Source organism: Tateyamaria sp. LSS28 (genome assembly GCF_059611725.1).
In genome coordinates, this window is record NZ_JCAPFI010000008.1 from 126,675 (window position 1) to 139,708 (window position 13,034).

General features: G+C 58.8%; 15 protein-coding genes. 8 read left to right on the forward strand and 7 right to left on the reverse strand.

All coding sequences use genetic code 11. The features are described 5' to 3' along the window. The first annotated feature begins 4 nt into the window (after nucleotides 1–4). Complete coding sequence (locus AC53L6_RS21555; RefSeq protein WP_299206930.1) at nucleotides 5–295, forward strand: hypothetical protein; 291 nt, start codon at nucleotides 5–7, stop codon at nucleotides 293–295. Here the strand turns inward: AC53L6_RS21555 and AC53L6_RS21560 are convergent. The 4 genes from AC53L6_RS21560 to AC53L6_RS21575 are packed head-to-tail and all read right to left on the reverse strand — an operon-like array spanning nucleotide 233 to nucleotide 3,770. After that, the gene (locus tag AC53L6_RS21560) at nucleotides 233–649 is read right to left on the reverse strand and encodes a DUF1499 domain-containing protein (protein ID WP_496909329.1); all 417 of its coding nucleotides are present in this window, start codon (nucleotides 647–649) and stop codon (nucleotides 233–235) included. The two genes, AC53L6_RS21555 and AC53L6_RS21560, sit on opposite strands and share 63 nt — an antisense overlap. Nucleotides 650–698: 49 nt before the next feature. Beyond that, a complete protein-coding gene (gene speB, locus AC53L6_RS21565) occupies nucleotides 699–1,646 on the reverse strand; it encodes an agmatinase (protein WP_496909366.1) in 948 nt (315 codons plus the stop codon). Then, nucleotides 1,636–2,604 carry an agmatinase gene (speB, locus tag AC53L6_RS21570; RefSeq protein ID WP_496909330.1) on the reverse strand — a complete coding sequence of 323 codons (969 nt, stop codon included), beginning with the start codon at nucleotides 2,602–2,604 and terminating at the stop codon, nucleotides 1,636–1,638. Before speB (AC53L6_RS21570) ends, speB (AC53L6_RS21565) begins: the two co-directional genes overlap by 11 nt. Beyond that, nucleotides 2,604–3,770 carry a M20 aminoacylase family protein gene (locus AC53L6_RS21575; protein ID WP_496909331.1) on the reverse strand — a complete coding sequence of 389 codons (1,167 nt, stop codon included), beginning with the start codon at nucleotides 3,768–3,770 and terminating at the stop codon, nucleotides 2,604–2,606. The genes speB (AC53L6_RS21570) and AC53L6_RS21575 overlap by 1 nt, the downstream gene beginning before the upstream one ends. Nucleotides 3,771–3,833: 63 nt before the next feature. Here AC53L6_RS21575 and mazG point away from each other — a divergent pair, with 63 nt between their 5' ends. Beyond that, nucleotides 3,834–4,655, forward strand: coding sequence for a nucleoside triphosphate pyrophosphohydrolase (mazG, locus tag AC53L6_RS21580; RefSeq protein ID WP_496909332.1), 822 nt, complete (start codon nucleotides 3,834–3,836; stop codon nucleotides 4,653–4,655). Here the strand turns inward: mazG and AC53L6_RS21585 are convergent. Beyond that, nucleotides 4,642–5,511, reverse strand: coding sequence for a hypothetical protein (locus tag AC53L6_RS21585; protein WP_496909333.1), 870 nt, complete (start codon nucleotides 5,509–5,511; stop codon nucleotides 4,642–4,644). The two genes, mazG and AC53L6_RS21585, sit on opposite strands and share 14 nt — an antisense overlap. A 119-nt stretch (nucleotides 5,512–5,630) precedes the next feature. On the opposite strand from AC53L6_RS21585, the gene AC53L6_RS21590 reads away from it, so the two are divergent. The 3 genes from AC53L6_RS21590 to AC53L6_RS21600 are packed head-to-tail and all read left to right on the forward strand — an operon-like array spanning nucleotide 5,631 to nucleotide 8,448. Next, entirely contained in the window at nucleotides 5,631–6,572 is a 942-nt protein-coding gene (locus AC53L6_RS21590) for a nucleoside hydrolase (protein ID WP_496909334.1), read from the forward strand. Next, nucleotides 6,569–7,018 (forward strand): GNAT family N-acetyltransferase, encoded by a 450-nt coding sequence (locus AC53L6_RS21595; protein WP_299206944.1) that lies wholly within the window; start codon nucleotides 6,569–6,571, stop codon nucleotides 7,016–7,018. The genes AC53L6_RS21590 and AC53L6_RS21595 overlap by 4 nt, the downstream gene beginning before the upstream one ends. Before the next feature lie 32 nt (nucleotides 7,019–7,050). Beyond that, the gene (locus AC53L6_RS21600) at nucleotides 7,051–8,448 is read left to right on the forward strand and encodes a protein adenylyltransferase SelO (protein WP_496909367.1); all 1,398 of its coding nucleotides are present in this window, start codon (nucleotides 7,051–7,053) and stop codon (nucleotides 8,446–8,448) included. Here AC53L6_RS21600 and AC53L6_RS21605 read toward each other — a convergent pair. Next, nucleotides 8,445–9,320 (reverse strand): DMT family transporter, encoded by an 876-nt coding sequence (locus AC53L6_RS21605; protein WP_496909335.1) that lies wholly within the window; start codon nucleotides 9,318–9,320, stop codon nucleotides 8,445–8,447. The two genes, AC53L6_RS21600 and AC53L6_RS21605, sit on opposite strands and share 4 nt — an antisense overlap. 119 nt (nucleotides 9,321–9,439) lie before the next feature. On the opposite strand from AC53L6_RS21605, the gene AC53L6_RS21610 reads away from it, so the two are divergent. Continuing rightward, nucleotides 9,440–10,255: a tellurite resistance TerB family protein gene (locus AC53L6_RS21610; RefSeq protein WP_496909336.1), complete on the forward strand. Its 816-nt coding sequence runs from the start codon at nucleotides 9,440–9,442 to the stop codon at nucleotides 10,253–10,255. A gap of 13 nt (nucleotides 10,256–10,268) precedes the next feature. Here the strand turns inward: AC53L6_RS21610 and AC53L6_RS21615 are convergent, their stop codons facing one another. Next, entirely contained in the window at nucleotides 10,269–11,552 is a 1,284-nt protein-coding gene (locus tag AC53L6_RS21615) for a DEAD/DEAH box helicase (RefSeq protein WP_472727854.1), read from the reverse strand. Between the two features lie 76 nt (nucleotides 11,553–11,628). On the opposite strand from AC53L6_RS21615, the gene AC53L6_RS21620 reads away from it, so the two are divergent. Continuing rightward, the gene (locus AC53L6_RS21620) at nucleotides 11,629–12,051 is read left to right on the forward strand and encodes a Fur family transcriptional regulator (protein WP_299206952.1); all 423 of its coding nucleotides are present in this window, start codon (nucleotides 11,629–11,631) and stop codon (nucleotides 12,049–12,051) included. A gap of 90 nt (nucleotides 12,052–12,141) precedes the next feature. Then, a complete protein-coding gene (locus AC53L6_RS21625) occupies nucleotides 12,142–13,017 on the forward strand; it encodes a DMT family transporter (RefSeq protein ID WP_496909337.1) in 876 nt (291 codons plus the stop codon). Nucleotides 13,018–13,034 lie beyond the last annotated feature (17 nt).

Below are 13,034 nucleotides of genomic sequence, written 5' to 3' on the forward strand. Positions count from 1 at the left end.
CGCCATGATGCGTAACGCCTTGATATTCTTGCTCATGGCCAGCCCGACGTTGGCGGATGTCACCTCACCTTCTGGCAAGACGGTCGAGTGTTATTGCACCGACAAATCCGGCGCCCGAGTCGAGTTAGGTCAAACCATCTGTCTTCAGGTGGATGGGCGTATGTTCATGGCGCAATGCCAGATGTCTCTGAATTCGCCCATGTGGCGTGAAGTTCAAGAAGGGTGCCTCAGCTCATCCCTCTTGGGCGGCAGCCAGCAACCGCTGCAATCGTTCCCTGTTGACGCCAAAATCTGAACGGCCAAACCGCAGTCTGGCGTGCATCTTTAGTAGGCCGTCGCTGTATTCGACCGTCGTATAGTCAGGAAAACCAATCCATTTGGACCGAGTCACATACGTCACGCGTCCTTCGTCAACAGAGCCGGCGACAACTTGGGTGCGAGACAGAGCGCGCGCGGCAGCATCAACGCGTGCGAAAGCCATATCGTCAGCCTCTACGACGCGGATTGCACCGCCCACCATGTTCTGACTGTTCGTCTCGGCAATGAGCACATGCCACCGCGCAGGATCGGTCGGTGCCAGGCGTACGAAAGCAAGCAACCCCACCAAAACAATACAAATTAAAACAGTGGTATACATTGCGAACTTCATTTCACTCCTTCAATCCCGCATGATGGCTCCCGATCGGGATGTTTTCGGCTCAACGGTAGGTAACACCCGGAAGGACACACAACAGTTCGTACAGAATATTTGCCCCGGTCAGGGCAGTGTTGCCCGAGGTATCGTAGGGTGGCGAAACTTCTACAAGATCACAGCCCACAATGTTCAAACCCTTGAACGCCCGTATCAACTGCAGTGCCTGCGGAGTCGTCAATCCACCAATCTCAGGTGTGCCCGTACCCGGAGCAAAAGCTGGATCAAGGCTGTCTATGTCATAGGTGACATAGGTTGGTACGCTGCCGATATCACGCCTGATCTCCGCGCCCAATTGACCCAGATCGCGCCCCCACAGCTCATGTGCAGGAAACTGTTGGAACCCCCACCCCTGCGCTTCAGTGAAATCCTCGGCCGTGTATCCGGTACCGCGCAACCCAACCTGATAGACCTTTGAAGGTTGGATCAACTCTTCTTCATAGGCGCGTCGAAAGACTGTTCCATGGGTTTCCCGTTCGCCGAACATTTCGTCGTTCACATCCGCATGGGCGTCGACGTGGATCAACGCGACAGGCCCGTGCCGCTTGGCAATTGCCCGAAGAATCGGGAGTGTGATCGAATGATCGCCACCGATCGCCAGGGGGATCGCATCGTAATTCAAGATCGCCTCATAACTCTCTGCAATGATGCGTAAACTGTCACTAAGAGAGAATGTATTGATAGCCAGGTCACCAATGTCTGCGACATGCAGATTGTCAAATGGTGCTGCCCCTGTTTGCAGATTGTAGGGGCGGATCATCGCAGATTCCGATCGAACCTGCTTGGGACCAAACCGTGTGCCCGACCGCCAGGAGGTGCCAATGTCCATCGGCACGCCCAGAACAGCCACGTCCAGCTTGTGCAATTCATTCGAGAACGGCAGACGCATGAATGTGTTGGGACCCGAGAACCGAGCCAGGTCATTGCCGCTGAGCGGTTGATTCTTAGGCGCCACCGCGCATCCTCCATCCCAAAAGCTGGCAAATTTCGGTCGCGACATGCGCGCCCGCGATGGCAGTAGCCCCGGTTGTATCAAAAGGTGGGGACACCTCGACAACATCACCGCCTTGAATGTTGATCCCGGCAAGCCCGCGCAGCAAGGCCGCTGCCTGCGCCGAACTCAGGCCACCCCACACGGGCGTTCCTGTGCCGGGGGCAAATGCAGGGTCAAGTCCGTCGATATCAAAGCTCAGATAGACGGGTCTGCCGCCAACGATCTCACGCGCGCGCTCAGCCGCTGCAGCGGGCCCAATGCGATGAAATTCGGGGGCGTCGATGATGTTGACGCCAAGCGTGTCCTCGTTCGTGGTGCGAATGCCGATCTGAACCGAGGTCGCAGGATCCACGATGCCGGATTTCACCGCCTTGTAGAACATGGTGCCATGATCCACCCGGCTCATGTCATCATCGGCCCATGTGTCCGTATGCGCGTCGATCTGGATCAGGGACATCGGCCCGTGTTTTTCTGCATATGCCTTGAGAATGGGGAAAGATATGTAGTGATCCCCCCCAAGCACCACGCTCGCGGCACCGGCGTCCAGAATACCGCGAATATGGGCGGTCAGCGTATCCGGGAAGGCAGGGATGTTGGCGTAATCAAAGGCCACATCACCATAGTCGATGATCGTACGTTCGCTAAGGACGTCAAAAGGCCAGCCATAGGGCGCATCCGGTGCCTGCAGGCTCGATGCCTCGCGGATCGCGCGAGGGCCCAACCGGGTGCCCGGCCGGTTCGTAACCGCCTGATCAAACGGCACACCGGTCACTGCGATATCCACATCAGTCAGATCCTTGGTGTAGCGCCTTCGCAAAAAGGATGTTGCCCCGCCAAAGGTCAGTTCAGACGACGGCCCGCGCGGATCATCACGTGTAAACGCATGATCCATCTGGTTCTTTGCATCTTCCAGGGCCATCAGCGCCCCACCGGCTGCGCTGTTTCGACAAGGCGCGCAAAGAACGATGCGCCGATGGGCGCAATCTCGTCATTGAAATTGTATTTCGGGTGGTGAACGCCTGCGCCGTCACCCTGCCCTAGCATCAGATAAGCGCCAGGCCGCGCCTCCAGCATGTACGAGAAATCCTCGGCGCCCATGACGGGCTCGACATCTGGATCAACCCCCGGCTCCCCCGCGACATCGGCGGCGATGCGCGCTGCGAACTCTGCCTTGTCCGCATCGTTGACCGTTGGGGGATAGCCAAATTCGAGCTCTAGCTTGGCCTCGCACCCATAGGCTGCCGCGGTGCCCTCAACGACCGCCTCCATGCGACTTACAGCCATTGCCTGCACCTCTTTACTGAAGGTGCGGACGGTGCCGTTGATATAGGCGGTCTCGGGGATCACATTGTCCGTGGTTCCGGTATGAATCTGTGTGGTGGAAATCACCAACTGGTCCAGCGGCTTTTGATTGCGGCTGACGATGGTCTGCAGGGCCGTGACAATCGCGCATGCCGCAACCACCGGATCGACCGTGTCATGGGGCCGTGCCGCATGACCACCTTTGCCGGTGATATGGATATGAAACGTGTCCGCTGCGGCCATGATCGGTCCGCCGCGCGTGTGGAACTTGCCGAAATCCTTTCCGGGGGCGTTGTGGATTGCATAGACCTCGTTGATCTCGAAACGCTCCATGATACCCTCCTGCACCATGACCTCGCCGCCCCCGCCATCTTCCTCGGCAGGTTGAAAGATCAGCGCGACCCGGCCCGAGAAATTCCGCGTTTCGGTCAGGTACTTCGCTGTCCCAAGCAGCATCGCAGTATGTCCGTCGTGACCACAGGCGTGCATCCTTCCTGGATGGGTTGAGGCATAGTCAACTCCGGTTTCCTCTTCGATGGGCAAAGCATCGAAATCCGCGCGCAAGCCAATCGTCGGACCGTCCCCTTGGCCGTTGATAATGGCAACGATGCCTGTCTGCGCGATGCCGGGATGCACTTCATCCACACCGATCTCGGCCAGCCGTTCTTTGATGAACGCTGACGTCTTGGGACAATCAAAGGACAGTTCAGGGATCGAATGCAGGTGCTGCCGCCACGCGGCCATGTCGGGCGCAAGATCGCCGATGCGGTTGATGATGGGCATGGGTGGACTCCGGTCCCTGAGATACGTCACATGTCAGCAAACCTGAAACCGCGAGGGGCTGCAATGGGTGACGATCTGATCCACGATCAAACGGCGGGCATCGAACGGCTTTTGGAAATCATGCGCCGCCTGCGTGACCCGGAAACGGGCTGCCCTTGGGACGTTGAGCAAACCTTTCGCTCCATCGCGCCCTACACCATCGAAGAAGCCTACGAAGTTGCCGATGCGATTGAGCGTGAGGATTGGGGTGAGCTTGAGGGCGAACTGGGCGATCTGCTGCTGCAATCGGTGTATCACACGGCCATGGGGGAAGAGGCCGGACATTTCAGCTTTCAGTCTGTTGTGACCAACATCTCGAACAAGATGGTGGACCGTCACCCTCACGTCTTCGGTGACGAGTCTCGTGACAAATCATCGGAACAGCAAACCCGCGACTGGGAAGCCATCAAAGCCGCGGAACGCGCTGGCAAGGCGCAAAAAGGGGCACTGGATGGCGTGGCACCCAACCTGCCCGCACTTCTGCGTGCTGTGAAGCTGCAAAAGCGCGCCGCCCGTGTGGGCTTTGATTGGCCAGAGACAGCGCAGGTGCTGGACAAGATCAAGGAAGAAGCCGCCGAGCTGGTCGAGGCCCGAGACAGGATGGACCACGAGGAAATGGTGAACGAGATGGGCGACTTGCTGTTCGTCGTTGCCAACCTTGCCCGCCACCTTGGGGTTGAGCCGGAGGAAGCCTTGCGACGCACAAATGCAAAGTTCACACGCCGGTTCACTACGATCGAAGCGGCACTTGCGGCCAGGGGACACGCGCCGCAAGACAGCACGCTCGAAGAAATGGACATGCTATGGGACGCGGCAAAGGCTGCTGAACGCACTAGGCGAAATTGACGCTCGTCATCCACTCGATCTGCTTCAAGTCTGATGCGTAGCGCGCCGAAAGTTCTGCTTTTTCATCCTCACTGAATGCAGCAAAGCCAGTCTTTGCCGTTTCACCCGCATACTGACTGATAACCGCCTGCCAATCGCTGCGCGACAGGTTTTCACCGCGACGATACCGGACTTGAAGCGCTTCCAAGGCCGCATCGGTGGCACTTTGGTTCAAGATGCGCTGAGGTTCCACCAACTCCTCTCCCGAGAGGCTTGGCACAAGCCGCTTGAGCAAATCTGTGCTGGTTCCACGCGCCTCGTAGGGGACAACTGTTATGGCTTCGGGCCTCAATATGTCTTGCATCAGTTGGACAAGGTCGGGCCACCCTCTGTCCATATTCATGTAGTTACCGCTTACGTCGCAGAAGTCTGACATTTCATTATCTTCGGCACGTTTACGGAAAGCGGATTCAAACAGCTGGTCATATGGGCGTACGACGAGCATCAAATGCGCAATTGGACCTGTCCATGCCGCCCGTAAAGCGGTGCAGCGCATCTCTGCAAAAGGATAGAATTGACCTTGCAGAAAGTGAAACATGCGACCGGGAATATTCTCCTCGGACAAGATGACTGGACGGCCATCCCGATAGGCGTCCAGACCCAGCTTGGCCTTGATCGCGGCGGCAGCGTGATCAACGCGATGACCGGACGGAAGGCGCAGCGCCAACTCTCCCGAAGGGTTGCCATCACGCCCAGGATAAGCGGTTGTCCATCCCTGGCGATCCAATAACTGCCAGTTCTCATGCAAACACATCTGGAAAGACGAAGTGCCCGTGCGATGCGCGCCAGCGTGGATATAGATCGGAGCATCAGCCATAATATTTGCCCTTACGCCAGCCACCCCGCGTCACGCAAGGTTTTGCGCACGGCTGTTCGCCGCTTCTGGACAAGAGTTGCCAAAGAGGCCACGTTGCGCGGAAATTGGCTGGAGAGACCATGGCACCCCGCAAGATCATCATTGACACGGATCCCGGACAGGATGATGCGGTCGCAATTCTGCTGGCTCTGGCCAGCCCGGAAGATGTCGATGTGTTGGGGATCACGGCTGTTGCGGGCAATGTTCCGCTTGAACTGACAGCGAAAAATGCCCGCATTATATGCGAATTGGCTGGCAAAACTGATGTTCCGGTATTTGCCGGATGTGACCGGCCCCTTGGTCGAGACCTCGTGACGGCAGAGCATGTTCACGGCAAGACCGGGCTGGACGGGCCAAGTTTGCCGGACCCCCAAATGCCCCTGCAGGAACAGCACGCCGTCGACTTCATCATCGAAACGGTGCGCGCTCATGATACTGGCACCATAACCCTGTGCCCCTTGGGTCCGTTGACGAACGTCGCGACAGCCTTTCAACGCGCCCCGGACATCGTTGAGAAGGTTCAGAAAATCGTGCTGATGGGCGGGGCGTATTTTGAAGTTGGCAACATTACCCCCACCGCTGAATTCAACATTTATGTCGATCCCGAAGCCGCTGATATCGTTTTTAAAAGTGGCGTCGATATCGTCGTCATGCCGTTGGATGTTACGCACAAGGCACTGGTGACAAAACCACGCAACGACGCCTTTCGCGCTTTGGGCACACCCGTTGGCGTAGCGGTGGCCGAGATGACCGACTTCTTTGAGCGGTTCGACAAAGAAAAATACGGCTCTGCCGGGGCGCCACTGCACGATCCCTGTGTCACGGCCTATCTGATCCGGCCGGACCTGTTCACTGGGCGGCATGTCAACGTTGAGGTTGAGACGTCGTCAGATCTTACCATGGGAATGACCGTCGCGGATTGGTGGCGCGTAACTGGCAGGCCTGCGAATGCCATGTTCATGGGCGATATAGACGCGGATGGCTTCTTTGGTTTGTTGACCGAACGGTTGGCCCGACTGTGAGCGCCGCACTCACCCTTGCTACGCCAGAGCATTTTGCACGGCTTGATGCGTTGGTTGCTGCTTTTCACGCAGAAGAAGGGATCACCCTGTCTGACGACGCGCGGGCTGCCGGGTTGCAACCGCTGTTGGATGGTATCCCGCATGGGGCCGCATATCTGATTGGTCCGCCGCGTGCGCCCATTGGATATGTTGTGGTCACCTTCGGCTGGTCGATCGAATTCGGTGGAATGGATGGGTTCGTTGACGAAATATTCATTCGACCCGGCGTGCGCGGTCGCGGCATTGCCACCGAGGTGCTGTTGGCCCTGCCCCGCGCTTTAGGGGGTGCTGGCGTCAAAGCCCTTCATCTCGAAGTCGCATCCGACAACATCACTGCACAGCGTCTCTACGCCCGGGCTGGTTTCCGTCTGCGTGATGGATACCACCTGATGACACGTATGCTCTAGTCACGCGGTGCATCGCCGCCTATCTCATGACCATGAGCTTACACATCCCCTTCGATAACAGCTACGCCACCCTACCGAGTGGGTTTTTCAGCCGTCTTGACCCAACACCCGTCAAAGACGCGCAAATGCTGGCATGGAACGAAAAACTCGCTGCCGAGTTGGGGATTGAAGGCACCGACCCCACCGTGTTCGCTGGATCCCGCGTCCCCGACGGGGCGGCACCGCTGGCACAGCTTTATGCCGGGCACCAATTCGGCAACTATAACCCGCAATTAGGCGACGGGCGGGCTATCCTGCTGGGTGAAGTGGTCGACACCCATGGGCAACGCCGCGACATACAGCTCAAGGGATCAGGTCCCACCCCCTACTCCCGCATGGGCGACGGGCGGGCTTGGCTCGGCCCGGTCTTGCGCGAATATGTTGTTAGCGAGGCCATGCATGCCCTTGGCATTCCCACAACGCGCGCACTTGCGGCTGTCGCAACGGGCGAGCCGGTGTACCGCGAACAAGGTGCCCTGCCCGGCGCTGTCCTCACCCGCGTCGCATCCAGCCATCTACGCGTCGGGACCTTTCAAATCTTTGCCCATCGCGGGCAGATCGACGAATTACGCACACTGGCCGACTATGCCATCGCGCGCCATCACCCTGACGCAGATGGCCCCATGGGTTTGCTCAGCTCCGTGTGCGCTGTGCAATCCGAACTTGTCGCTGCGTGGATGTCTGTCGGCTTCATTCATGGCGTGATGAACACCGACAACTGCACGATCTCTGGCGAAACGATCGACTATGGACCGTGCGCGTTCATGGATGCCTTTCACGAGGGCCGTGTGTTCTCGTCCATCGACCAAATGGGGCGCTATGCATTTGGCAACCAGCCCCGCATCGCCGTTTGGAACATGGCGCAGTTGGCGACGGCATTGATCCAGCTGCTTGATGACAAGGATCAGGCTGTAAAGGATGCGACAGCCATCGTTCACGCCATGCCGCAGCAGTTGGAAGACGCATGGTTGCGCCGCTTCGGGGCCAAGCTCGGCCTCGCCGATGTCACTGCAGATGATCAGTCCATGATCGAAGATCTTCTGAACCTCATGCAGACGGACGGCGCTGACTTTACCAACACGTTTGCAGCCCTGAACGCAGAAGCAGCCCGCGATCAGTTCACCAACCGCGACGCGTTTGACGCGTGGGCGAAACGCTGGGCGCAGCGCGGCCCTGACATGGACTTGATGCAACGCACAAACCCCCGGATCATTCCGCGCAACCATCGCATCGAGACGATGATCGAGGCCGCCGTTTCGGACGATATGGCTCCTTTCGAACGGCTCATGGCGGCGTTGGCGAAACCGTATGACTTGCCAGATGAGTTTGACGATCTGCGTCGCCCGCCAACGCAAGCCGAGATTGTGCCAGCCACGTTTTGCGGCACTTAACGCCTGTTGATCAGCACCAATCCCACGGCCACCAATGCAAGTGCTGCCCATATGGTTGCCGTGATATCTTCGCCTAGGATCAACCAGCCAAGGACCACGGCAAAGACAGGCGACAGAAAGCTGAACGACGCAACCCCAGATGCGGGATAAATCTTCATCAGGAAAAACCAGAATAGAAACCCGAAGCTCGCGATAAACACGATCTGGTAGGCAAGACCGACAACGTGGATCACCTCCAGATCCCGCAAAAGCGGACCGAAAGCCGGCGCAAGGATCAGCAAAACCGGGGCTGATATGAGCAATTGCCAGAAAAGTTGTTGTTCTGCGGGAATACGGCTCAGCGGAGTGACACGCACGCACAGGGCAATACCGGCCCAGCACAGCGCCGCCCCAAGGGCAAAGGCATCTCCCAGCAGGTTGCCCTGCCCCGCGTCACGATCCGCTAGTGCCAAAACGACGCCGCCCATCGCAAAGGCAAGGCCAATCAGGCGCACACCATTCAGCTGTTCCCCCGGAAGCAGCACATGTGCAGCCACAGCCAACCAGACCGGCATCGAGTAAAACAGGATCGACGTCCGCGCGACGCTGGTCAGGTCCAAAGCTAAAAACAGGCAGATGAACTCAACTGCGAACAGGACACCCGCGACGATGCCGCCCGTTCTGCCCTCGGCTGGCAGACGCAATGGGATCCCGCGCGCCCACATCCAAAGCCCCAGCAGCACAAGCGCCCCAAGCGAACGCAAACCAGCAAGAAAGACGGGCTGAAATCCTGCATTCGAGACTTTGATAACGACCTGATTGAACCCAAGGTTCAACGAAAACAGCGTCAGCGCCACGGCACCAATCAGGTCGATATGCGACTTTCGAGTCATCGGCGCAGAACGGCCGGTTTACAGGTCAATGTCAATCGGCCACGAACATTCCCCCCCGTTTGGTCAGCATTCTATGCAAGACTGGGCCGCAACGATTCCCGGGGAGATGGAGAACAAACATGAGCTTGATGAAAACACTGGCTAAAGTGGCCATCGGTGTTGCGGTGGCCAAGGGCGCAAGCGCGATGATGCAAAATCGCAGCGGGTCCGGCGGAGCATCGGCTGGCGGTGGCCTTGGCGGCTTGCTGGGTGGTCTGAGCGGTGGCCAAACTCAGGGCGGTGCGGGTCTACAAGACATGTTGGGCGGCCTGATGGGCGGCGCGCAAGGCGCTGGCTCCACCGGCGGCATGGGCGGGCTTGGCGGCTTGCTCGAGGGGCTTGGCGGCGCAGGCGGCCAAGGTCAGGGACTGCAGGGTATGCTCGGCGGTCTGGCCGGTGGCGCAGGCGCAGGTGGCCTTCTAGGTGCCTTGGGCGGTGCTATGGCCAAACGGCCAGCCGACAATGGCGCAAGCTTCGGTCAGGTTCTGAACTCCAACTTCGACCAAACGCCAGAAGACCCGATTGAACCGACGGCAGATCAAGAGGCCGCCGCTGCCCTTATGCTGCGTGCAATGATCCAGGCGGCCAAGTCCGACGGCCAGCTGGACGATGCCGAACAGGAAAAGCTGATGGGCCAGTTGGGTGGCGACGTGGATGCGGAAGAGGCCGCTTTTCTCCGCACAGAGATGCAACGGGATGTCGATGCAACCGCCCTCGCCCGAGACGTTCCAAATGGTATGGGCCCGCAGGTCTATGCCATGTCGGTCCTTGCCATCGATCTCGATTCACAGGCCGAGGCAAAGTACCTGCATGGCCTTGCGCAAGCGCTTGGGATGGACGCAGCAAGCGTAAACGACATCCACGCGCAGCTGGGCGTACCCTCACTTTACGCCTGAGCAACCAGGCATATCAGGTGCGCGGCCCCTTGGGCTTCGGCTTCCGACGCCTACGGTTCGACGGTTTGGACGTACCTGGCGCACCGGGTCGCCCACCACCGGGCTTGCCGCCCGGACGGCCGCGCCCGCCACCTCCCCGACCACCTGCAGGCTTCGCGTTGGGATCCGCCATCGGTTCCCACGCACGGCCCGACAGGACAGGAATGGTCATTTTCATGACCTTCTGAATGTCCTTGAGATGATCCATCTCTTCGGGCGCACAGAACGCCACGGCAGATCCGTCCTTGCCCGCCCGCGCCGTGCGACCGATCCGGTGCACATAGGCTTCGGGCACGTTTGGCAGTTCATAGTTGTAGACGAATTTGACGTCCGGAATATCCAATCCGCGGGCGGCTACATCAGTTGCAACCAGCACACGCACCTCGCGCGCCTTGAACGCCGCAAGGGCACGTTCCCGCTGACCCTGGCGCTTGTCGCCATGAATGGCTGCCACGGCAAATCCCTTGCGTTCCAGCGCCCGCGCCAAACGATCCGCTCCATGCTTGGTGCGGGTGAAAACCAATGCTCGGTTTTCCCGATGTTTGTCGAGTAGTTCAATCAGAAGTGCCGATTTTTCGGCTTTGGCGATGAAATGCACCCCTTGGGTGACCTTGTCGGCCGCCTTGCCCGGTGGGTTCACTTCGATCCGCATGGGCTCTTGCAGATAGGATTGTGCAATCTCGTTCATCTGCTTTGGCATCGTGGCCGAAAACAGCATGGTCTGACGGTCATCTCCCATCAGCGATGCGATCTTGCGCAAGGCATGAACAAAACCAAGGTCCAGCATCTGGTCCGCCTCGTCCAGAACGAGGAACCCGGTATGCTCAAGCTTGACAGCCTTGCGCTCAACAAGATCCAGCAAACGCCCCGGGGTTGCCACCAGAATGTCGGCCCCCTTTGCCAACCGCTGGATTTGCGGGTTGATCGACACACCACCCACCACGATCTGCACACGCATCTGGGTCATGGCCCGCAGCACTTGCGCGATCTGGCCAGCCAGCTCCCGTGTCGGCGCGAGGATCAAGCCGCGCGCGGTCTTCGGGGCAGCGCGTCCGCCCTCTTCCATTAACCTTGCAATCAAGGGAATGCCGAAGGCAGCTGTCTTGCCTGTACCCGTCTGGGCCAACCCCATCACATCACGCCCGTTCAACGCGTGCGGGATCGCCTGCGCCTGAATAGGTGTCGGTTGGGTCAAGCCCATCTCAGCCACGCGTTTCGCAAGGTCCGCGGGCAGGTTCATCATGTCAAAATCGCTCATGCCCCCCAGTGAACCCATACCATACCAGCGTCAACCGCAATTGCCCCCGCCTGCAAGCTTCGTTAAACCCCACGGCATGACAGCAAATCGTGCCAGTATCCGCGACCGCAGCGAAGCCAAGGGGCTGCGCATGACCCAGCCCCGCCGGATCATTGCCCAGGTGCTTGAAGAGTCCGACGACCACCCGGATGTCGAAGAGCTGTACAATCGCGCGAGCGCCGTCGACCCCGGCATTTCCATCGCCACGGTGTACCGGACTGTCAAATTGTTCGAAGAGGCTGGCATACTCGACAAGCTGGAATTCGGAGACGGTCGCGCCCGGTACGAAGACGCGGAACGTGAACACCATGATCACCTCATCGACATGAACTCTGGCGAAGTGATCGAGTTCGTCGATGCGGAAATCGAAGCCCTGCAGGAAAAGATTGCCGAAAAGCTGGGTTATGAGTTGCGTGGCCACAGGCTGGAACTTTACGGCGTGCCGCGCAAGCGCCAGTAAACAAGCACATTCTTCTTCATCTTTGTCGCCGCTATATGCGCGACCAGAATAAACCCGGCATATCGGCCAAAAGACTAAGGGCACCACCATATGGACAACTTGCGTGGCGCCGGGCTGATGGTTCTGGCGATGCTGTGTTTCGCCATCGAAGACATGTTCATCAAACTTCTGGGCGGTGCGATCCCGGTTGGGCAGTTGCTGGCCCTTCTGGGCGCAGGCGGCGCGCTCATCATGGCGGGCGCTTGCGTACGGCAGGGACAGCCATTGGTCAGCCGCGCACTGCTGGGTCGCGCGATGCTGATCCGCAACGCAGGTGAAGTGATTGGTTCCTTGGGCTTTGTGACAGCGCTCGTGCTGGTGCCATTGGCGACGGCCTCCGCCATCTTGCAGACGACACCGCTGATGGTCACCCTCGGTGCCGCTATTTTCCTAGCGGAACCGGTGGGTTGGCGGCGTTGGGCAGCCATCATAGTTGGGCTCTGCGGCGTTCTACTGATCGTGCGACCAGGGCTCGAGGGTTTTGATTGGAACGTTTTGTTCGCGGTTCAGGGCATGATCGGCCTGTCCATCCGCGATCTGGCCACGCGCCAGGTGCCCGCGACTCTGTCGGCCCTTCAACTCAGCTTCGTAGCCTTCGCGTTACTTGTGCCTACGGGTATGGGTCTCATGCTGGCATCGGGCACCAGTTTCGTTGCGCCCACCGCGAACGAATGGGGCCTGCTTGCCATTGCGTCGGTCATCGGCGCGATCTCTTACCGCTTCATCGTTATGGCGATGCGTATGGGCGACGTCAGTTTCGTCACGCCATTTCGCTATACGCGGATGGTGTTTGCACTGATCATCGGCGTTCTGATCTTTTCCGAAGCACCCGACATGTTGACGCTGATCGGCGTGGCAATCATCATTGCGTCCGGCCTCTTCACCCTATGGCGCGAGCATATCAGGAAAACACCAGATGCGGCGTAAAGACCCTTGTTGTTAGC